The following is a 19,953-nucleotide window of genomic DNA, read 5'->3' on the forward strand; positions in this document are numbered from 1 at the left end:
ATGAACTAAGGGATTTTTAATCGTACTTTTAAAAATCCCTTACTTTTTTTATGGATTTATGTTTTGATGTTACTAATTCCTAGATCACCTTAAGAGGATCATCATGCAGCATCCAACTTCAGCTGATATTCAACGTGTTCGCGAGTTTTTACTCGATCTTCAAGCACGAATTTGTGCAGGAATAGAGCAACAGGAACGTGCAGGCGGCGGAACCGCTGAGTTTATCATTGATGATTGGCAACGAACCGAGGGGGGCGGTGGTCGCTCACGGGTTTTGCAAAATGGTGAAGTCATTGAAAAAGGTGGAGTGATGTTCTCCCACATCAATATCAGCAAACTCCCCACTTCAGCCACTGAACGCCACCCACAAATCGCTGGTGCAAAAGCACAAGCGTTGGGTGTATCACTTGTGATTCATCCTAAAAACCCGAATATTCCGACCTCACATGCCAATGTGCGTTTATTTGTCGCAGAGCCAGAAGGTCAAGATCCCGTGTGGTGGTTTGGGGGTGGTTTCGACTTAACCCCATTTTATCCAGATGATGAGGATGTTCAAAACTGGCATCAAACTGCCTATGACCTATGTCAGCCTTTTGGCGAAAATGTCTATGCTGAACATAAACAATGGTGTGATGATTATTTTTACCTAAAACATCGTGATGAACAGCGTGGCGTTGGTGGTTTATTCTTTGATGATCTCAATCAATGGGATTTCGAAACTTGTTTCAAATATATACAGGCCGTAGGGAATGGTTATTTAGAAGCAATCTTACCGATTTTTGAAAAGCATCGTGAACAGCCATATACCGAAGCACAGCGTGAGTTCCAACTGTATCGTCGTGGTCGTTATGTTGAATATAATTTAGTTTATGACCGTGGCACTTTATTCGGCCTACAAACAGGTGGACGCATTGAATCCATTCTCGTGAGTTTGCCGAATCTGGCGGGCTGGTCTTATCGTCCAGAGTGGGAAGCTGACTCCCCAGAAAAACGTCTTACCGATTATTATTTAAAGCCTCGAGATTGGTTAAATCTGGAAAAATAACAAGTAGCAATCCCTAATCGTATATTAGGGATTTTTTTTGAATATTAAAAAATAGACACTACTCCCCAATAAAATGTACAATAAAATGTACAATAAAAAGAGGGTTTAAAATGTCACATATCTCATTTACACATGCCCGAGCCAATCTGGCTAAATTAATTCAGCAAAGCCAACAAGGCCAAAGAACCTTTATTGCCCAACACGGTCGCACTTCTGCAGTTCTTCTTTCTTATTCTGAATATCAAAAATTACAAAGCGAGCCAGAAGACTTTATGCAGGCTTGGGAAAACTGGCATCAACAAGCACTTCAAGAATTAAATACCGAAAATACTGAATTTAATCCTGAGCGAGACTCAAGCCAAGGACGTGACTTTTCATGGTAAGCCAGCTCAGCTATTTACTTGATACCAATATCGTTTCTGAATTAGCCAAATCTCAACCAGACTCAGCCGTGTTACAACAGTTTTATCTTGTGCAACATGAGATTGCGATTTCAAGTATCGTCTGGCATGAATTACGTTTTGGCTGGCTCAAAATGCCTGATGGACAGCGCAAGCAACTCATCACAAAATTTTTACATGATGTGGTGAGTTTAATTCCGATTCTAGATTATGATGCACAAGCTGCTAAAATTCATGCAGAAATTAGAATACAAACCCAAAAAATGGGAAATAATATTCCTTTTGTTGATGGACAGATTGCAGCCATTGCAATGGCTCAGGGTTTGACACTGGTCACTCGAAATACGAAAGACTTTCAAGCCATAGAGGGATTACGACAGATCAATTGGTTTGCCGATTCCTTATGACCAAAAAACATTAGCACTTGATCCTCTTCCTGATATTGGTGAATCATTCATGACCAAACAATTTGCTGTAATTGGAAATCCAATCGAACAATCTCGCTCACCAGAATTGCATCATGCTTTTGCAGCAAAAACAGGTGTTGATTTAAATTATAAAAAAATTCTTGCTCCACTAGATGGTTTCGAATCCGCAGTCAAAGCGTTCTTTAATCAAAATGGTGTAGGCATGAATGTCACTGTGCCATTTAAAGAGCAAGCTTTTGCGCTATGCGATCAATTGACTGAACGTGCCAAGATTGCCAAAGCCGTAAATACTTTATGGACACAAGATCGCAAACTCTATGGCGATAACACAGATGGCCAAGGTTTGGTTGCAGCGATTCAAGCATTAGGCTGGAAACTTGAAAATAGCCACATTCTCATTTTAGGTGCAGGTGGCGCAACCCGTGGTGTAATTTATCCACTGGTTCAAGCTGGCGTAAAACAGGTCGTGATCGCCAACCGTACTTTAGCCCGTGCAGAACAATTGGTTGAGGATTTAAAAGATGCTGTACCAAATGCAGTACTTCAGGCTATCAGCCTAGAACAACTCACTGGCGAATTTGATATCGTAATTAACGCAACATCGGCAAGCTTAACAGGCGATGCGTTACAACTCCCCGAAAGCCTTGTGTTCCACCATGCTTATGAAATGGCCTATGGCAAACCGTCAAGTTTTCTCGATCAAGCCCAAGCTCGCCAAGTTCCCGCGACAGATGGTTTTGGTATGCTGGTTGGGCAAGCAATAGAAGCTTTTTATATTTGGAATAAGGTTAAGCCGGAATTAAAAGATTTTTTGTAAATCCAATAAAAAGAACCTGCATGATGCAGGTTCTCTTTAGGTCTGAGTATTATTTGACCATTAACATCTTTTGATAAACATCTTTAAAGATTTCATAATCAATAAACTCTTCATGTTCAACCTTTAAGTTTTGAATCGTCTTCAAAGTCAATTTGTTATGACGTGCGGCGACATAAACTTGCCCTAGAATATTTGCCGTCTGCTCTAGTAAGACTTTTTCTTCACTTGAAGCACCATTCTCACGTTCAAATTGAGCTTGGTATTGCTTAGCAAATAGCTGCTGTGGCTGTTTATACTGCCCTTGCAATTTTTTCCATGCTTGGCGATCTTGATCGCTATGCATTGCATCGCTCACAATACGATTCACAGACTCACCCAAACGATAATCGAACTGCTCGTCATCTTCTAAATGATGTTTTTTCTGTAAGGCTTCGATTGTTTTGAGTGCTGTGCCTTTGGGATTATAGACGTCTTCACTAGAATACCAATACGCATAAACACTTGCTATTTCTTGCAACTCTTGAGTGGAGTAGCGTTGGACCATCTGTGGTGAGCTTTCAGTTAATTTAGCAATAAATACGGCTTTATACGTTTGCTCATAAGAGCGTGTTGCATCATAGCGTTGTGCTGCAATCACTTTGAGTTGATCATCTAAAGAAAGGGTATAAGGTTCGGCTGCACGCTCGACAATTCCCGACTGCCCCATTTTTTCAGAGAAACGCCCTATCGCTTGCTCAAACATCGATCCTTTACTGACTTCTGACCATGACTTTGCACGTTTTAATTGTGCTCGATCAATCGGCGTGCCTTTCCCATAATTTAAAACTTGCATATCCGCTTTAATGTTCACGCGCGATCGCAATTCTGGGGAAGTGTAATTTAAATCATAGTCATAGTTAATCGCACGCCCTTTTTCATCCAAACTAATATCCATGATCAATGGATTGCGTTTATTAGTCGCTGGCAAGGCTTGATTGATTTCAGTCTGATGCTTCATCCAAAGTGCTTTGAACGCATGATCGTCAATAAACTGAGCTTGGTTATAGACAGAGAATAACTCTTCTAACGCACTTAATTTCGCGATATAAGAAATTAAACTTGAGGTACTAGACTGTGTTGGATTGAACACATCAATACCATACATACTTTGGCAAAATTGTGCATTGCCATAGGTAATTTTAGGATTTGATGATAAAGAGTCACATTGCTCACGACTTAAACCACTTTCATCAGCAGCATCCATATCCGATTCGGAACCATAGTCGCTTTCTGCTGCATGATCCTCACCATCACTTTCCCATGCAGCTGCTTGGCTTGATTCCGCTGCGGCCATGGCTTCTAAAGCGGCAACAGTTGCGTCATCAGAAGCAGAACCATAGACATCATCTTCAACACCAAAATGTTGATTCACCAATAGATAGAGCTGCTGGCTCACCACACTGGCATCATTCGATGAAGTTTTGGCATTTTTAGAAGATCCTGCTTTAGCCTTAGTTTGAGCATCAACTTCATCTGCAATTAGCTTTTCTAAGCTTTGTTCATTGATATTTAAAATGCTTTGCATTAAATATTTTTCATTGACCTTGCCATATAGCGTCGATTGTAAGATCGCTTCCTCAATGGTGGTTTTTAAGCGAATTTTCTCAACAACACCTGCTGCACGCTCTTTAGATGACACAGGTAAAGTATGTATATTTTGCGGATCAGCTAAACGATAAAACACGCCACTTGAAGCTTTTAGATACTCAACAAACTTCTTGTAATCAACTTGTTTGATCAAACCTTGATATTTAGAAAAATCGAAATAGGCTAAATTATTCTGATTTTCTTTATTCACCAAATACGGCATCAAGCCAAAGTAATTGACATAAAACTTATGGTCGTTTAAATCCAGCACCATAGGCAATTTGGCTTGTACCAATAGCGTCGGTTTCTCATAACGCGCTGTTAGATTAAATGATCCCATTTTTTGACGATAATGCACTGAACCATCGTATTCAAATTGCATATCATTCAAAATCGTTGCCATTCCTTGGATCACTTTATCCACTTTGGCTTGACCATACGAACGATTATCTTGTGCCAATACATCATATAACGCTTGTTTTTGTTGCTGATTCAACTTGACTTTTTGCTCACGCAAATATTGATCAACTTTTTGTTTCACCCCAGTATCTAGCGTTGCTTTGGTTTTTGAATTGCTTGATTGATCACCATCTTGCTCAACCTGGATATTAAACTTTCCTCGATAATCATAACTTGGATATTCATACATCGCATTGATGCTATTAATCGCTTTTTGATCCAACCCCACCTGAGCATTATTGGTTTTAATGACATGCTGAGAACAAGCTGACAGACTCAGTCCCAACAAACATAAAGTTAAATATTTTAAACGCATAGTTTTACCAATCACCCTTATATCATTATATTTTCAATAAAAAACCGACCTATTCTCATTGTAAACTTACGTTTAAAAATCAAATAAAAAAAGGACTCACTCACGAATTAAAGCCTTACAAAATTCGCTTTTCTGACATTTTTTTCTACTGGGCTTATCAATGTATTTTGATTACCATTGTGAATAATCTAAATTATCGAAACAGATAATCCAAAATGATTCAAATACAGGATTAAGATTATGCCAGCATATAAAGCCCCGCTCCGTGATGTTCGTTTCTTAATGAACGAAATGTTAGATTATCCAGCACATTACCAAACTTTGACAAGTGGTCAAAATGCGGATGCTGAAACTGTAGATATGATTTTGGAAGGTGCAGCAGATTATTGCGAAAATGTACTTTCTCCACTAAACCAATCTGGTGATGAAGAAGGTTGCACATTCAACAACGGTGAAGTGACTACGCCTAAAGGCTTTAAAGAAGCGTATGACCAATTTGTAATGGGTGGATGGCAAGGTCTTTCTTATCCTGAAGAGTTTGGTGGTCAAGGCTTACCAATGTCTCTAAACCTCATCAAGTCTGAAATGATGGGTACTGCTAACTGGTCATTCACCATGTACCCTGGTTTAAGTACAGGTTGTATGAACACCATCATGCAGTTCGGTACGGATGAGCAAAAAAATACGTATATGCCTAAACTCGTTGAAGGCACTTGGTCTGGCACAATGTGCTTAACTGAGCCTCAATGTGGTACTGACTTAGGTCAAGTAAAAACTAAAGCAGAACCTGCTGCGGACGGTACTTACAAAATCTCTGGTACAAAAATCTTCATTTCTGCAGGTGAGCATGATTTAACAGAGAACATCATCCATATCGTACTTGCTCGTCTTCCAGATGCACCTGCTGGTACTCGTGGTATCTCTTTATTCATCGTACCTAAGTTCATTCCAACTGCTGATGGTGGCGTAGGTGAGCGCAACACGGTTTCTTGTGGTTCGATCGAGCACAAGATGGGGATTAAAGCCTCAGCAACAGCAGTATTGAACTTTGATAACGCAACTGGTTACTTAATCGGTGAAATCAACAAAGGTTTACATGCAATGTTTACCTTTATGAACACTGCACGTATTGGTACAGCTGTTCAAGGTATCGCACACGCTGAACTTTCTTTCCAAGGCGCTTTACCTTATGCGAAAGATCGTATGTCAATGCGTGCACTTTCTGGTAAGAAAGAGCCAGAGCGTGTAGCTGATGCCATCATTCACCATGCTGATGTACGTCGCTTATTGTTAACTCAAAAAGCTGTCGCAGAAGGTGGTCGTTCAATGATCTATCATGCTGCTAAACTTGCTGACAAAATGGCTGATGCATTGGCAAATGGCGATCAAGCGAAGTTTGAAGAATATGATGACAAACTTGGTTTCTACACGCCAATCCTTAAAGGTTTCTTGACTGAACTCGGTTTAGAAGCAGCGAATCACGGTATACAAGTTTACGGCGGTCATGGTTACATCCGTGAATGGGGTATGGAACAAATCGCACGTGATGCGCGTATCTCTACACTGTACGAAGGCACAACAGGTATTCAAGCACTTGACTTAATTGGTCGTAAAGTTCTTTTAAGCTCAAAAGGTAAAGTTGTTCGTGACTATACTGCTGAAATCTTAAAATTCTGTGCTACACATGCTCGCAACAAGTATCTACGTCGCTTCGCTTGGGACTTAACTAAGCTTTGTGCACAATGGAACACATTGACTGTTCGCATCATGCTTGCTGCACGTAAAGACCGTGACATCGTATCTTCTGCTTCTGTAGATTTCTTGATGTTCTCTGGTTATGTCATGATGGCTTACTTCTGGGCTCAACAAGCGGTGATCGCTTCTGAAAAATTAGAAGCTGGTAACGGTATTGAAACACCTGAATTCTATAAAGCAAAAATCAAAGTTGCAGATTTCTACTTTGATCGCTTGTTGCCACGTGCTCAAGGTCATGCAGAATCAATGGTTTCAACTTCTCGTACCTTGACTTCACTTGCACCAGAACACTTCAGCTTCGATTATTAATTCAATCTAAACTGATAAATAAAAAGAGCGCTTTAAAGCGCTCTTTTTTACTTTAACCAACTCGTTTAAAAACATACGCTTTTTTCGGGAATGGGTACTCTTTAAAGAATGCTTGATTCTCTCCATTATTTGCATGCCATAACTTATCTAAATCTAAGACCAGATCTCTATCTTGATTGATCTGATAATACAGACTGATATTGGCAGCGTCACAACGCACCATAATTTCATTCTGTGCTTCATGCGCATACCATTGCACTTGATTACACATCTGCTCTATTTTCGTCACATTGCGTGAAGGATCTACCCCTAAACGGCCAAAACTGGTATTGGTCCAATACACAGAACCATCTTCAAGCAGATTGAGAATATACTCCGCCTCATTTTCATGATTGACACAACCCGCAAAAGGATCAGTACATGGGATACGAGCATGGTAACGTCCCACATATGCCAAACTCGCTTCTGAGGGCTGAGTCAAATTACGCACTGGAGTTCCTGAATAAGGCAATGATGCTTGCCCTGCAACTTTCGTTAGGGACATTCCTTCAGCGACCACTGACTGCTCATCTGCCTCATGGCTTGGTTGCGTCTGGGCTTGCTGGGTTGACTCTGGGTGCTGGCGATCACAAGCACTTAAACCCAAAACCAAAAGGATTCCTACACTAAAATGCGGGAAGGACAACCGGAACTGCATATCCACAAATCTCTAACATCAACAACATGGCTATCGCACATTACACTTAGATCTTTGATAAACGATAAGTGTATTAATTACATAAGAGTACTGGCTTATTGAATGTTCATTCAACCAATACTGCGGCAAAGCGATAGGACTGTAGCACAAGGGACAAAGCGACCTGCTTTAAGTCGGTGCATTTTAGGCGATACTGTTGGTTTTTCCAGCAAGAAATTACACATCGTAACTAATTTATCTCTTATTTAAACTTTAAATCACCCGAATAGCCCCTATCTCATAATTATCAGTAATTCACAAAGCTATTGTTTATTTTTTACTGAGGTTTCATTTAGTTAAGGAGAAGAAATCGATGACCAATTCTGGTTTATATCGCTCAAACCAAAAAAGCATGATCGCAGGTGTAATGGGCGGTATTGCTGAACGATTTGGTTGGAATGCAAATTTACTACGCCTGATCTTTGTTGTGATCTCGATTATGAGTGCAGCGTTTCCTGGGATTTTGGTTTACCTCATTTTATGGTTGGTTATTCCTAAAAAGCAGGATACCCAAACCGCACAGGTACAAGGTTATCAACAACCTGTAAAAACGATTTATGAAGAGAAAAATATAAACCGTTAATCTTCCCCTTACCTTTTGGTCGCTACGGTTGAGTTCACCCCTAATACAACCGTAGCTTTTTTAGTCAAAATTTATTGGCTTAACTGCTGTTGCATAGCAGCAATCATATCTGCACGGCTGATCATCCCGATCAAGCACTGTTCTTGAACCACAGGAATATAATTAAATGATTTCTCTACAAAGTAAGGGAGTAAATCCTGAATTGGTTGTCGTGGATCCACCGTCACTACTCGACGATGCATAATTTGTTTGACGTAATGCTGCCAAGAGTTTCGCGGATCTGTGGCATTTTTAAACCACTCTACTACTTCATATAAAGCAAGTGTCCCGACTAAGTGATTCTGATTATTTACAACTGGCAAACTCATCAAATTCACTGCCTTAAATTTATCTAAGGCTTGATGAATATCATCATCTTCATGCAACTTAATCACATCTTTACTCATAATATCCTGACAGACAAAATCAAGATGCAATCGCCCTTGTGCACGTTCTTGTGCATCCAAAATAATTTTTTCTAAGTCATATTGACTAATATCGAGCAACTCCGTGTGTTGCTCTAGCGCATATTCAATATCTTTTGGTTGAATAGAAACCTTTTGAGTTGGCGTTGGATCCTTAGAACGTGCATTGACATGTGCGGTCATTGGATAATGACGCCCAATCACACGATTAAACAAAACGGCAAAGAGCAATAATATAACCGTGTTGAGCAATACAGGATAAAGAATGAAATAAAAACCTAAACGATGAACAGCCTCCCCTCCCAATACCGCTGTAATTGCTACAGCACCACTCGGCGGATGCAAAGAATCAGTCGTCATCATCACAAATATTGCCAGTCCCACAGCAACACTGAAAGCGGTGGTTAAATCAGGCAGTAACTCAACACATGCCACCCCAATAAAGGCTGCCAGCGTATTACCGATAATGACATTCCAAGGTTGTGCCAAAGGGCTACTTGGTAAAGCAAATAATAAAACAGATGAGGCTCCCATAGGCGCAATATACCAAGCATTCATACCGTCTAAAACATGCCAGCTTAACAAAGAGGAAATTGCCAAACCGCATAAGGCGCCAATTGCTGAAAGGAGACGCTCTCTTATCGGTAGAACTTTGTAGTTTGGTTTAAGCAAATTTAGCCAGTCTGATCGGGTCGAGCTCACAATGCACCTTGCTGGAAGCATATCATTATCATCAATCGCACAATTATATGCTGAATAATGAGAAAGATGTATTTAAGTTACACCTTAAAAACATAGACTCCCCCTCCGTAAGCGTTTAATATTACAGCACTTAAGTAAGGATTAGACTAAAGTCTAATCCAGAACAAAACATGATTTATTATTAAAAAACAATGAATTAAAATTAAACATCGTTTTATAAGTGAAATAAATATCTCTCATTTTTTTATCAAAAAACTAAATATCCATTTGTGTTTAAATACAATAAAATTCAAACGTTCAAAAACTGGACAGCATAATCTTTGAAATTCATCTTTCAAAGACAGGACGACGCTTAAAAACATAAGGGATTGATTAAAAAGGTTTAATTTTAAATTTTATCTGCATAATGGGCTTATTCCACCCATAAATGATCATTTTTTTCTAATCCAATCCCTGTGTTAGCAACAAAAATTTAATCTCAACATCTATGAGATGAGTTGGGTAAATCACACAACTCTTTGAAAGATTTTACATGGATGATCGAAGTTAGTTTTTACGATATATTTGCGAGCAATATAGTTATTCTGCCAAATGTAGCTTTGTGGCAAATAACAACACAAATAAGGATATTGTATGAATGTTCCTCACTTAGAAACACCAAACAATGCGATGCCGAAAGGTGTACTCCGCGGTTGGGTGATTATTGCAATTGCAGCCCTGCTGTCTTTCGGTTTATATGAAATTTTGCCTTATGACCAAAATGCCAATAAAGGTCTAAGTCTTTTGTTATTTATCGGTATTTTGTGGCTGACTGAAGCCATTCACATCACCATCACGGCATTGCTAGTCCCTGTGCTCGCGGTTCTGGTCGGTATGCCGAGTGTGGGAGGAGATGGTGAGATTGAAGCTATTTCTACCACTAAGGCACTGAGTACTTTTGCTGATCCAACGATTTTTCTATTTTTTGGTGGTTTTGCCTTGGCAACTGCATTGCATGTGCAAAAACTTGATCGAAAAATTGCCATGTGGATTATTGCAATGTCTAGAGGGCATCTGGGAGTAGCTGTTTTAGCAATCTGTTTGGTCACAGCCGTTTTGTCGATGTGGATTTCAAATACTGCTACCGCGGCTATGATGCTTCCACTTGCATTAGGTTTGCTTTCACATTTTGATGCGAAAAAAGAACGCAAAACTTTCGTATTCATCCTCTTAGGTATTGCTTATTCAGCAAGTATTGGCGGCTTAGGTACTTTAGTTGGCTCACCACCCAATGCAATTGCAGCGAAAGCATTAGGCTATGATTTTGCAGACTGGATGAAAGTCGGTTTGCCTATGATGCTCATCATTCTCCCTGCGATGTTATTTAGTTTGTATATCGTGCTCAGACCTAAACTTAATCATCGTGTGGAATTCAGAACAGAAACTATCCCTTGGAACCGTGATCGTATTCTAACCATGTTAGTTTTCGCTATCACTGCATTGGCATGGATTTTTGGTAAAAGCGTCAGCGAACAATTTGGAATTACTCAACCTGATACATGGATTGCAGTACTCGCAGCCTGTATGGTCGTGATCTTAGGAATCGCCACTTGGAAAGATATTACAGACAATACGGACTGGGGCGTATTAATGCTATTCGGTGGTGGCTTAACTTTAAGTGCCGTTTTAAAAGACTCTGGTTCTTCTTTGGTACTTGGGCAAACTCTGGCAAATGCATTTGGTGATGCATCACCATTCCTAGTCATCGTGATTGTAGCTGCATTTATTATTTTCTTAACTGAATTTACCAGTAATACAGCCTCAGCTGCACTGCTGGTTCCAGTATTTGCAGCAATCGCTGATCAAATGGGAATTCCAAAAGAAATTCTTGTGGTTGTCATCGGAATCGGGGCTTCATGTGCGTTTATGCTCCCTGTCGCAACACCACCGAATGCGATTGTATTTGGTACGGGGCATATTCAACAAAGTGAAATGATGCGAATTGGCTTTATCCTCAATATTTTATGTATCGCACTGGTTTCAATATTTGTTTACTGGTTTTTCCTCTAAATATAAGAAAAGCGCTACGGCGCTTTTTTATCGCTTTCAATAAAAGAGAAGATCAAACGTATTTTTCATTCAAATATCGCCAATAACGTTTAGGCAAATATTGCACATGCAATTTCACATTCTGACGCTCTTTAATATTGATACTATTGAAATAATCTTTCCAAAGCTGATCATATAATTCTTCTTGTTCATCTAATTCTAATTGAAAGTTTTGACTAGCCCCATTTTCGATATTACGGTCAATCTGATGGGCTTCTAAAGAGACTTCATGGATCTCGTGTAAGTCATAATACAATCCATATTTGCGTTGTTCGTCATAAATCAACCAACGTTGATCTTGATAACGACGTTTAAAATGCGGTTGAATCAAAGGCAATACATTAAAATCAGGACGTACCAAACTTAAAAACAATCCATCTGTGGTTTTCTTAAAACGCACAAAAGCTTCCATGCGATGCTTTTCGCGCCCCACCTTTTTGGTCCATTGTGAAATCGCCAAAACACTAGGATGCGAATAATTTTTCTCAACTGAATGTTGATGTCGAAAGACATAGATACAGTAATTAAATAAATGCTGATAGGCATCCAAGGATTCTGATAAATAGGCAAAATAAAATTGTCTCAAAGATGAATGCGATAATTTCTGCTGTAAGGCTGACCAAACACGTGCTGCATGTTGCTCATGATTTGGAATTTCAACCACCGTCGCGAATAAGCCATGCTGTGCGCCTTGGTTTAAACAGAGTTGCACGTGGAATTCTTTAAATTGAAACGCACGAAATACACAGTTAAGCAAACCCACCATTGATCCATCAAAGTAGTAATAAACCACACTATCACTGGCCATGGTTAGAAGCCTAAACTCAGTTGTGGTGACAGTTGTTTTACGTATTTAGATGAACCCTGCGTTAATATTTGCTGACGAATATCAGTCGTAGAAAGTTCCTTTTGAAACCGTGGACTGTCTTCACAACGAATAAAAAACTTGGCACGTGAATACGCCACACCGAGTTGTTTCAGTAAATCAGTATGTATCTTGCCAAAACGACGCGCTTGTACGATTTTCTTGGCTGATTTCACGCCGATACCGGGTACACGAAGGATCATGCGATAGTCAGCACGATTTAAATCCACTGGAAACTGTTCTGGATGACGTAATGCCCAACTCAGTTTTGGGTCTACATCCAAATCTAAATGTGGATGCTTTTCATTGACGATTTCATTGACTTCAAAACCATAAAAACGCATCAACCAATCACTTTGATAAAGACGATTTTCACGTAACAAAGGTGGTGCTGAACCGACAGCAGGAAGATAATTATTTTCTGTGTTGATTGGAATATAACCTGAGAAATACACCCGTTTCAGTTTAAATTCTTTGTAATGTCGATCTGCCATTACCAACACATCTTGATCTGTTTCCTGATGTGCGCCGACCACCATTTGTGTGGTCTGCCCTGCGGGTACATATTTCGGCACATGCTTAATAATTTGACGTTCATTTTTAAGCTGAATCAGTCGATCTCGAACTAGACCTAAATCTTTTTGTACTTCTTGATGTGATTTTTCAGGGGCAAATGCTTTTAATCCGATCTCAGTAGGCATTTCTAAATTGATGCTCATACGATCCGCATAAAGCCCTGCTTCATGAATCAGTTCAGGCGATGCTCCGGGAATGGTTTTAAGATGAATATAACCATTAAAATTTTCTTCTAGACGTAGTTTTTTCACCACTTGCAGCATCCGCTCCATCGTATGATCTGCGGATTTAAAAATGCCTGAGCTAAGGAATAATCCCTCTATATAATTACGACGATAAAAATTAATGGTCAGATCAACCACTTCTTGTACGGTAAATGCAGCACGTTTGACGTCATTAGAACGGCGTGACACACAATAAGCACAGTCGAAAATACAGACATTACTGAACAGGATTTTAAGTAATGAAACACAACGACCATCTTCAGTATAGCTATGGCAAATCCCTGACCGACTGGCATCACCTAAACCTTTGTCTTTATTTTTACGGTCACTACCACTGGATGAACAGGACACGTCATATTTGGCAGCATCCGCAAGAATTTGCAATTTTTCACGAATGCGATCAGACATTTCAAACGACCTGATGAGAACAGAGAATATCGTTTAAAAATTAGCATTTTCATATTGTGAAATTAAGAGCATGGGAGATGCAATGCGTCATGAGGTGACGTGTAAATATTCAAAATCTTCTTTCAAAATTATACCATGGCGAACAATTTCTCCATTTTAATTGTGTATATTCAGTTCCTTTATTTTTTGTCATCTCAACTATTTTAGAAATATTTTCTTCCGAACAATTAGCTCCAAATACAATACCTTTCAATGAGTTTAGATAGTTGAATAATGGTTCTCGATTAACATCTCCTCCCATCAGAACCCAACGGTATTCTTGTTCTTGCTCCCAATCTAATAGTTTTTCAAAAAAGAGCCTATCTTTATGGGTTTCTAAATGACATAAAGCATACTCTTTCATGTCTGAGTCTAGACTTTCCAAAAAATCTACATTTATTATGTATGCGGAATTTCTTTCCGAAATGAACCTATCAACATAGTTAATATTCTGAGCAAAATAAGTAAAATTAGAAAACTCGTTATGAAATGCTTGACCAAGTAGATCATTGTCAAAAACTAAACAAATACCTGTATGATTTGCAGCATATTGAGCCCACATTCTTGAGTGCCCATACCCTCTGCTCAATAGATCATTTAAATGATTACCCGTTAAAACTTTATCCTTAGAAAAACATATAACATATGTTTTAGATTTAATTTCTCTGTTTAGTTCATCAGATAGCGCCCATAAGTTATATGTACCGAGATCCAAATTATGATTTGTTCCTATTTCAAATAACCAATTCTTAGATTCTTTGGGATCATTAGTATTTTGAAAAGAACTAACTTTAAGTGTGTTACTTTGTAAAATATAATTGATTGCTGTATCAGCTCGTGTGTAATGATATAAATATTTTTTAGAGTCTCTATTGAAAATCATTTAGTTATCCATTTTTTTCAAATTTCACCTTTATTGAAGCAATATAACATGCATTAACCACTTTCTTCCCTTTGCCACTCCCCCCCAAAATCCTTATACTTAACCACAATTTTTGTTTGATTCCAGTGGATGCACCATGAGTCGTGCTATATCGCATATTGATACATTTCAGGGCTTAATTCTTGCCCTACAAAACTATTGGGCGGAGCAAGGCTGCGTCGTATTACAACCATATGATATGGAAATGGGTGCAGGTACATTCCACACTGCAACTTTCTTACGCGCATTAGGTCCAGAAACTTGGAACGCGGCTTATGTTCAACCTTCACGCCGTCCGAAAGATGGTCGTTATGGTGAGAACCCAAACCGCTTACAACACTATTATCAGTTCCAAGTAGTACTTAAGCCAAACCCAGACAATATCCAACAGCTTTATCTTGATTCGTTAAAAGCAATCGGCATCGATACACTGACTCACGATATTCGTTTCGTCGAAGACAACTGGGAATCTCCAACACTTGGCGCTTGGGGATTAGGTTGGGAAGTTTGGCTCAATGGTATGGAAGTGACTCAGTTCACTTACTTCCAGCAAGTCGGTGGTGTTGAATGCTATCCTGTTACTGGTGAAATCACATACGGTTTAGAACGTCTTGCGATGTACCTTCAAGGTGTAGACTCAGTTTACGATCTTGTTTGGACCAAAGGTCAATTCGGTACAGTCACTTACGGTGATGTATTCCATCAAAATGAAGTGGAACAATCGACCTATAACTTCGAATATGCGCCAGTCGATAAATTATTTGAATTATTCGATTTCTATGAAGCTGAAGCAGCTCGTTTAATGGAAGCTGAACTTCCACTTCCTGCTTATGAGCAAGTGATTAAAGCATCGCATAGCTTTAACTTATTAGATGCGCGTGGTGCGATTTCTGTAACTGAGCGTCAACGTTACATCTTACGTGTTCGTACCTTAGCACGTTCAATTGCACAAAGTTATGTGGCTGCACGTGCGAAACTCGGTTTCCCGATGGCAGAACCTCACTTACGTGATGAAGTATTGGCTCAACTTAAAGCACAAGTTGAGTTCGATGCAGCCCAAGCTGAAAAAGCGAAGGAGAATAAATAATGACAAAGCATACTGTTTTATTCGAACTTGGCTGTGAAGAACTTCCACCAAAAAGCTTAAAAACGTTACGTGATGCTTTAAAAGCTGAAACAGAAAAAGGCTTAAAAGATGCGGGCTTGAACTTCACTTCAATCGAAGCTTATGCCGCACCTCGTCGTTTGGCACTCAAAATTGTTGATATTGATGCTGCTCAAGCAGACACACAAAAACGTTTTGACGGCCCTGCTGTTCAAGCCGCTTATGATGCAGAAGGCAAACCAACCAAAGCACTTGAAGGCTTTATGCGTGGTCAAGGCATCACGGTTGATCAGCTTTCGACGTTCCAAGCAGGTAAAGTAGAAAAGGTTTGCTTTTTGAAAGATGTGAAAGGTCAAAGCCTTGATGCTTTACTTCCACAAATTTTACAAACTGCATTAGACAACTTACCGATCGCAAAACGTATGCGCTCAGCAGCAAGTCGTACTGAATTCGTGCGTCCAGTAAAATGGGTCGTATTGCTGAAAGATGATCAAGTGGTTGAAGCAACCATTCAAGATCATAAAGCAGGTAATGTGACTTATGGTCACCGTTTCCATGCACCTGAAGCGGTGACTTTAGCACATGCAAATGACTATTTAGCTGCTTTAGAAAAAGCTTATGTGGTTGCGAACTTTGAAAAGCGTCAAGCAACGATTCAAGATCAAGTGAAAAAGTTAGCTGATGAAGTCAATGCGACTGCGATTGTGCCAGCAAACTTACTTGATGAAGTAACAAGTCTGGTTGAATGGCCTGTTGCGTTACGTGCGACCTTTGAAGAGCGTTATTTAGCAGTTCCTCAAGAAGCATTGATTACCACGATGCAGGACAATCAGAAGTATTTCTGTTTGATCAATGCTGAAGGTAAATTACAGCCTTACTTCATTACTATTTCAAATATTGAGTCGAAAGATCCGATTCAAATTATTGAAGGCAATGAAAAAGTTGTACGCCCTCGTTTGTCGGATGCAGAATTCTTCTTCTTACAAGATCAAAAACAACCGCTTGCATCGCGTAAAGAAAAACTCGCCAATATGGTATTCCAAGCACAATTGGGTACGCTTTGGAACAAATCAGAACGTATTGCGAAATTAGCCGTTGCCTTGTCTTCAATTACAGGTGCAAATGCAGCCGATGCTGAAAAAGCAGCTTTACTGGCTAAATGTGATTTGACCTCTGAACTTGTAGGTGAATTCCCAGAACTTCAAGGGATCGCTGGCACGTATTATGCTCGCCTTGAAGGTGAGAATCATGAAGTAAGCGAGGCTTTAGGTGAGCAATACTTACCTAAATTTGCGGGTGATGTCTTACCACAAACTAAAACAGGTACAACGATTGCGCTTGCAGATCGTTTAGATACGCTGGTTGGTATTTTTGGTATTGGTCAAGCGCCAACAGGTTCTAAAGACCCATTTGCATTACGTCGTTCTGCAATCGGTATCTTACGTTTGATCATTGAAAATGAACTCGATGTCACGATTGAAGAACTGGTTAATTTTGCGCTTCAAGGTTATGGCGATGTGGTTAAAGATCATGACAAGACGCGTGCGGATGCCGTTGCGTTCCTTGAAGGTCGTTACCGTGCTAAGTATGAAGACCAAGGCGTATCCGTTGATGTGATTCAAGCGGTTCAAGCACTTGCACCAAAATCTCCTCTTGATTTTGATAAGCGTGTGACTGCGGTCAATCATTTCCGTACCTTGCCAGAAGCGGCTGCATTGGCTGCGGCTAATAAGCGTGTTGCGAATATTCTTGCTAAAGAAGCGACACCTGAAGGTGCTGTGGTTGAAGCGAATCTGGTAGAAGCTGCTGAAAAAGCACTTTATGCAGAACTTCAAGCATTGACGCCTGTGGTTCAGCCATTGCTTGCTGCACGTAACTATACAGAAGCCTTGTCTAAGCTCGCTGCGCTTCGTGCACCAATCGATGCCTTCTTTGAAGGTGTAATGGTTATGGCAGATGATGCAGAGTTAAAAGCCAACCGTTTACGTTTATTGGCTCAGTTACGTGATTTATTCACGGCAATTGCGGATGTAAGTGTGTTGCAGGGGTAAACGCTGTAATTCATTGAAATAACATAGAAACCCTGCTAATAATAGCAGGGTTTTCTTTTTAAAATAGCTCTACTAAAGTATGTCTAAATTATCACAAACACAAAAAGTTGCAGAATTCTTAAAAGTGAATCCAAATAAAAAATTCAAAGCTCGGGAAATTGCCGAAGGCATTATCTCTTTATTTCCAGAAGATTATGTTCAAAAACGACAAAATCCACGATTCAAAACGGATGAGGATTTTATTAATCAAGTCTTTGCAGAAATTGGGTCAATAAAACAGAGTATCCTTAAAACATCACCATTTATTCATGTACAAGATAAACCTCGACCACGAGTGTATTGGTATGATCCCAATATTCAATCCGAACATACAGAATTTTTTGACGAAGAAGAGTTAACTACAACCGAAAATATAGAAGATGTAAAAATAAATCTCCCTTTAATCAAATCAGGGAGTTTATCTGAGCATGATTTATATCCAATTCTTATCGAATTTCTAAAATCAGAACTCAATTTATATTGCCTTAGAATTGATGAAAAACGTTCTAAAAACTCTCGTGGACAAAATGGCAACCAATGGCTACATCCCGATATTGTTGCCATGCAGCCATTAGATAAACACTGGAATGAATTGGTTAAAACCTGTGTTAAACATGGCTCTGGGCAAAATGTACGTTTATGGTCATTTGAAGTCAAGAGAGAACTTAACAGCTCAAATATCCGTAGTAGTTTCTTCCAAGCTGTAAGCAATTCGAGTTGGGCAAATGAAGGCTATTTAGTTGCAACTTCAATTTCTACAAATGATGTTGAAGATGAACTTCGCATGTTATCTGCCTTACATGGAATTGGCGTTATTCTATTAACACCAGAAAATCCAACAGAAAGTGAAATTTTATTACCCGCACGCAGACGAACAGAGGTTGATTGGCAATCCATTAATCGCATTGTGAATGAAAATGCTGATTTCAAAAACTTCATTGAACTCGTATCAATTTACTACCAAACTGGACGTATTCGCTCACAGGATTGGAATCATTAACATGTCTAAAGCCAAGATTTTATTTATTAGCACAGCCTTATTTACATCGTCTTCTCTCTGGGCAGCCGAAACAAATACAACTACGGCGAATGCAAATACTGCAACGGCTGAAAAAACACTTCCTTATGGTGACAACCCTAGTCTCGGTCGAGTATTGCTATATAAAACAGGTAAAGGCATGCAAAACCTAGATGAGTCCATCCAAGGTGCATCTGAAAACACCTCACAAAAAATGAGTGAGAGGTGGAAAAACACCAAAGAATATACTGCCGAACAATCAGAAATCGTTCAGGAACAAACCCAAAAAGCCAAACAGTACACTGCTAAAAAATGGCAAGATACCAAAGATGCGGTGGTGGGTACCAATGATGGAAATGTTCCTATTGAGCGTGCTGAACTTAGTCAATCTTCATCAAACTAAATTGAACTTAACTCGCTTTGCCGACACACTGAAATGATTGATATTTATAGAACTGGAATTTCGCATATGAATGTAACGCCGTTAAAAGCACTTTTATTTTCAATCACCACAAGCTTTATCTTTACAGGCTGTTCTTCCTCTCCGATCCAGACAACTACAGCTACTCAAATTTTAGAACAAGTTCAAAATATCGAAGCAACCCCTACGACCGAAAACAATACCGCTCGACTTATTCAACAACCGAAAAATTGCTTTATTGAATTCACGGGTAATTTTGAGGGTGGTCAAGCTGTGGAGCATTGGATTTTTAATCGTCAAGGCTTAATCTCAGCCAGCACCAACACAACACAATATTCAAATAATACCAACTCACCCACCCAAACATCCGCCATATTTAATATTCAAGAACCAGCCATTCAAGCAAATTTTAAGAAGCTGCAAAGTAATTTTAGTGCTGACAATTTAGCTAAATGTCATTAATAATTAAAAAAACTCGTTGCAGATTAAGATCATGCAACGAGTTATGGCACTTTTAAACGTACTCTAGATCAATTTAAACTATAAAAAATTAACC

18 protein-coding genes are annotated in these 19,953 nt (G+C 39.4%); 12 read left to right on the forward strand and 6 right to left on the reverse strand.

Going from position 1 to position 19,953, the window contains the following annotated elements:
* The first annotated feature begins 103 nt into the window (after positions 1 to 103).
* The 4 genes from hemF to aroE all read left to right on the forward strand — a co-directional run bounded on the left by hemF (position 104) and on the right by aroE (position 2,691).
* Positions 104 to 1,045 (forward strand): oxygen-dependent coproporphyrinogen oxidase, encoded by a 942-nt coding sequence (gene hemF / locus AAC851_RS07350; RefSeq protein ID WP_340600685.1) that lies wholly within the window; start codon positions 104 to 106, stop codon positions 1,043 to 1,045.
* A gap of 110 nt (positions 1,046 to 1,155) precedes the next feature.
* The gene (locus AAC851_RS07355) at positions 1,156 to 1,428 is read left to right on the forward strand and encodes a type II toxin-antitoxin system Phd/YefM family antitoxin (RefSeq protein ID WP_335962453.1); all 273 of its coding nucleotides are present in this window, start codon (positions 1,156 to 1,158) and stop codon (positions 1,426 to 1,428) included.
* The gene (locus tag AAC851_RS07360) at positions 1,422 to 1,853 is read left to right on the forward strand and encodes a type II toxin-antitoxin system VapC family toxin (protein WP_335962455.1); all 432 of its coding nucleotides are present in this window, start codon (positions 1,422 to 1,424) and stop codon (positions 1,851 to 1,853) included. Before AAC851_RS07355 ends, AAC851_RS07360 begins: the two co-directional genes overlap by 7 nt.
* 49 nt (positions 1,854 to 1,902) lie before the next feature.
* The gene (aroE, locus tag AAC851_RS07365; RefSeq protein WP_340600686.1) at positions 1,903 to 2,691 is read left to right on the forward strand and encodes a shikimate dehydrogenase; all 789 of its coding nucleotides are present in this window, start codon (positions 1,903 to 1,905) and stop codon (positions 2,689 to 2,691) included.
* A gap of 49 nt (positions 2,692 to 2,740) precedes the next feature.
* On the opposite strand, the gene AAC851_RS07370 is transcribed toward aroE, so the two are convergent.
* Positions 2,741 to 5,092 carry a hypothetical protein gene (locus AAC851_RS07370; protein WP_340600687.1) on the reverse strand — a complete coding sequence of 784 codons (2,352 nt, stop codon included), beginning with the start codon at positions 5,090 to 5,092 and terminating at the stop codon, positions 2,741 to 2,743.
* Positions 5,093 to 5,332: 240 nt separating this feature from the next.
* On the opposite strand from AAC851_RS07370, the gene AAC851_RS07375 reads away from it, so the two are divergent.
* Positions 5,333 to 7,156, forward strand: coding sequence for an acyl-CoA dehydrogenase C-terminal domain-containing protein (locus tag AAC851_RS07375; RefSeq protein WP_340600688.1), 1,824 nt, complete (start codon positions 5,333 to 5,335; stop codon positions 7,154 to 7,156).
* Between the two features lie 52 nt (positions 7,157 to 7,208).
* Here the strand turns inward: AAC851_RS07375 and AAC851_RS07380 are convergent, their stop codons facing one another.
* A complete protein-coding gene (locus AAC851_RS07380; RefSeq protein WP_004641147.1) occupies positions 7,209 to 7,853 on the reverse strand; it encodes a hypothetical protein in 645 nt (214 codons plus the stop codon).
* A 352-nt stretch (positions 7,854 to 8,205) separates the two neighbouring features.
* On the opposite strand from AAC851_RS07380, the gene AAC851_RS07385 reads away from it, so the two are divergent.
* Positions 8,206 to 8,475, forward strand: a complete 270-nt coding sequence (locus AAC851_RS07385) for a PspC domain-containing protein (protein WP_004641148.1) — start codon at positions 8,206 to 8,208, stop codon at positions 8,473 to 8,475.
* Between the two features lie 71 nt (positions 8,476 to 8,546).
* Here AAC851_RS07385 and AAC851_RS07390 read toward each other — a convergent pair whose 3' ends face one another.
* Positions 8,547 to 9,662: an HPP family protein gene (locus tag AAC851_RS07390; protein ID WP_445290552.1), complete on the reverse strand. Its 1,116-nt coding sequence runs from the start codon at positions 9,660 to 9,662 to the stop codon at positions 8,547 to 8,549.
* A 612-nt stretch (positions 9,663 to 10,274) separates the two neighbouring features.
* Between AAC851_RS07390 and AAC851_RS07395 the strand changes: the two genes are divergently transcribed.
* Positions 10,275 to 11,690 (forward strand): SLC13 family permease, encoded by a 1,416-nt coding sequence (locus AAC851_RS07395; protein WP_075314646.1) that lies wholly within the window; start codon positions 10,275 to 10,277, stop codon positions 11,688 to 11,690.
* A 52-nt stretch (positions 11,691 to 11,742) separates the two neighbouring features.
* Here the strand turns inward: AAC851_RS07395 and AAC851_RS07400 are convergent, their stop codons facing one another.
* From AAC851_RS07400 to AAC851_RS07410, 3 genes are all read right to left on the reverse strand, one after another.
* Complete coding sequence (locus tag AAC851_RS07400) at positions 11,743 to 12,537, reverse strand: TIGR03915 family putative DNA repair protein (RefSeq protein WP_340600690.1); 795 nt, start codon at positions 12,535 to 12,537, stop codon at positions 11,743 to 11,745.
* A gap of 2 nt (positions 12,538 to 12,539) precedes the next feature.
* Positions 12,540 to 13,802 (reverse strand): putative DNA modification/repair radical SAM protein, encoded by a 1,263-nt coding sequence (locus tag AAC851_RS07405; protein ID WP_160124165.1) that lies wholly within the window; start codon positions 13,800 to 13,802, stop codon positions 12,540 to 12,542.
* A 109-nt stretch (positions 13,803 to 13,911) separates the two neighbouring features.
* Positions 13,912 to 14,724 (reverse strand): DUF2971 domain-containing protein, encoded by an 813-nt coding sequence (locus tag AAC851_RS07410; protein WP_160124164.1) that lies wholly within the window; start codon positions 14,722 to 14,724, stop codon positions 13,912 to 13,914.
* A gap of 136 nt (positions 14,725 to 14,860) precedes the next feature.
* Between AAC851_RS07410 and glyQ the strand changes: the two genes are divergently transcribed.
* The 5 genes from glyQ (at position 14,861) to AAC851_RS07435 (ending at position 19,859) form a co-directional block, all read left to right on the forward strand.
* Positions 14,861 to 15,850 carry a glycine--tRNA ligase subunit alpha gene (gene glyQ, locus AAC851_RS07415; protein ID WP_150024909.1) on the forward strand — a complete coding sequence of 330 codons (990 nt, stop codon included), beginning with the start codon at positions 14,861 to 14,863 and terminating at the stop codon, positions 15,848 to 15,850.
* The gene (gene glyS / locus AAC851_RS07420; protein ID WP_340600691.1) at positions 15,850 to 17,919 is read left to right on the forward strand and encodes a glycine--tRNA ligase subunit beta; all 2,070 of its coding nucleotides are present in this window, start codon (positions 15,850 to 15,852) and stop codon (positions 17,917 to 17,919) included. Before glyQ ends, glyS begins: the two co-directional genes overlap by 1 nt.
* A gap of 79 nt (positions 17,920 to 17,998) precedes the next feature.
* Positions 17,999 to 18,958, forward strand: coding sequence for a COG2958 family protein (locus AAC851_RS07425; protein ID WP_100833168.1), 960 nt, complete (start codon positions 17,999 to 18,001; stop codon positions 18,956 to 18,958).
* 1 nt (position 18,959) lies between these two features.
* Positions 18,960 to 19,379, forward strand: a complete 420-nt coding sequence (locus AAC851_RS07430) for a hypothetical protein (protein ID WP_340600692.1) — start codon at positions 18,960 to 18,962, stop codon at positions 19,377 to 19,379.
* A gap of 66 nt (positions 19,380 to 19,445) precedes the next feature.
* On the forward strand, positions 19,446 to 19,859 hold the full coding sequence (locus AAC851_RS07435) for a hypothetical protein (protein WP_340600693.1): 414 nt from the start codon (positions 19,446 to 19,448) through the stop codon (positions 19,857 to 19,859).
* The last annotated feature ends 94 nt before the right edge of the window (positions 19,860 to 19,953 follow it).

Origin of the sequence: Acinetobacter sp. HZNU-JH01, from assembly GCF_037996845.1 — a bacterium.
GTDB classification, from domain to species: Bacteria; Pseudomonadota; Gammaproteobacteria; order Pseudomonadales; family Moraxellaceae; genus Acinetobacter; species Acinetobacter haemolyticus.

Coding starts and splice junctions, on each gene's coding strand:
- AAC851_RS07390 (WP_445290552.1), bottom strand. CDS start 9,662: ATGCTTCCAGCAAGGTGCATTGTGAGCTCGACCCGATCAGACTGGCTA.
- AAC851_RS07355 (WP_335962453.1), top strand. CDS start 1,156: ATGTCACATATCTCATTTACACATGCCCGAGCCAATCTGGCTAAATTA.
- AAC851_RS07425 (WP_100833168.1), top strand. CDS start 17,999: ATGTCTAAATTATCACAAACACAAAAAGTTGCAGAATTCTTAAAAGTG.
- AAC851_RS07395 (WP_075314646.1), top strand. CDS start 10,275: ATGAATGTTCCTCACTTAGAAACACCAAACAATGCGATGCCGAAAGGT.
- AAC851_RS07385 (WP_004641148.1), top strand. CDS start 8,206: ATGACCAATTCTGGTTTATATCGCTCAAACCAAAAAAGCATGATCGCA.
- AAC851_RS07375 (WP_340600688.1), top strand. CDS start 5,333: ATGCCAGCATATAAAGCCCCGCTCCGTGATGTTCGTTTCTTAATGAAC.
- AAC851_RS07430 (WP_340600692.1), top strand. CDS start 18,960: ATGTCTAAAGCCAAGATTTTATTTATTAGCACAGCCTTATTTACATCG.
- AAC851_RS07405 (WP_160124165.1), bottom strand. CDS start 13,802: ATGTCTGATCGCATTCGTGAAAAATTGCAAATTCTTGCGGATGCTGCC.
- AAC851_RS07360 (WP_335962455.1), top strand. CDS start 1,422: ATGGTAAGCCAGCTCAGCTATTTACTTGATACCAATATCGTTTCTGAA.
- glyS (WP_340600691.1), top strand. CDS start 15,850: ATGACAAAGCATACTGTTTTATTCGAACTTGGCTGTGAAGAACTTCCA.
- AAC851_RS07410 (WP_160124164.1), bottom strand. CDS start 14,724: ATGATTTTCAATAGAGACTCTAAAAAATATTTATATCATTACACACGA.
- hemF (WP_340600685.1), top strand. CDS start 104: ATGCAGCATCCAACTTCAGCTGATATTCAACGTGTTCGCGAGTTTTTA.
- aroE (WP_340600686.1), top strand. CDS start 1,903: ATGACCAAACAATTTGCTGTAATTGGAAATCCAATCGAACAATCTCGC.
- AAC851_RS07370 (WP_340600687.1), bottom strand. CDS start 5,092: ATGCGTTTAAAATATTTAACTTTATGTTTGTTGGGACTGAGTCTGTCA.
- AAC851_RS07380 (WP_004641147.1), bottom strand. CDS start 7,853: ATGCAGTTCCGGTTGTCCTTCCCGCATTTTAGTGTAGGAATCCTTTTG.
- AAC851_RS07400 (WP_340600690.1), bottom strand. CDS start 12,537: ATGGCCAGTGATAGTGTGGTTTATTACTACTTTGATGGATCAATGGTG.
- glyQ (WP_150024909.1), top strand. CDS start 14,861: ATGAGTCGTGCTATATCGCATATTGATACATTTCAGGGCTTAATTCTT.
- AAC851_RS07435 (WP_340600693.1), top strand. CDS start 19,446: ATGAATGTAACGCCGTTAAAAGCACTTTTATTTTCAATCACCACAAGC.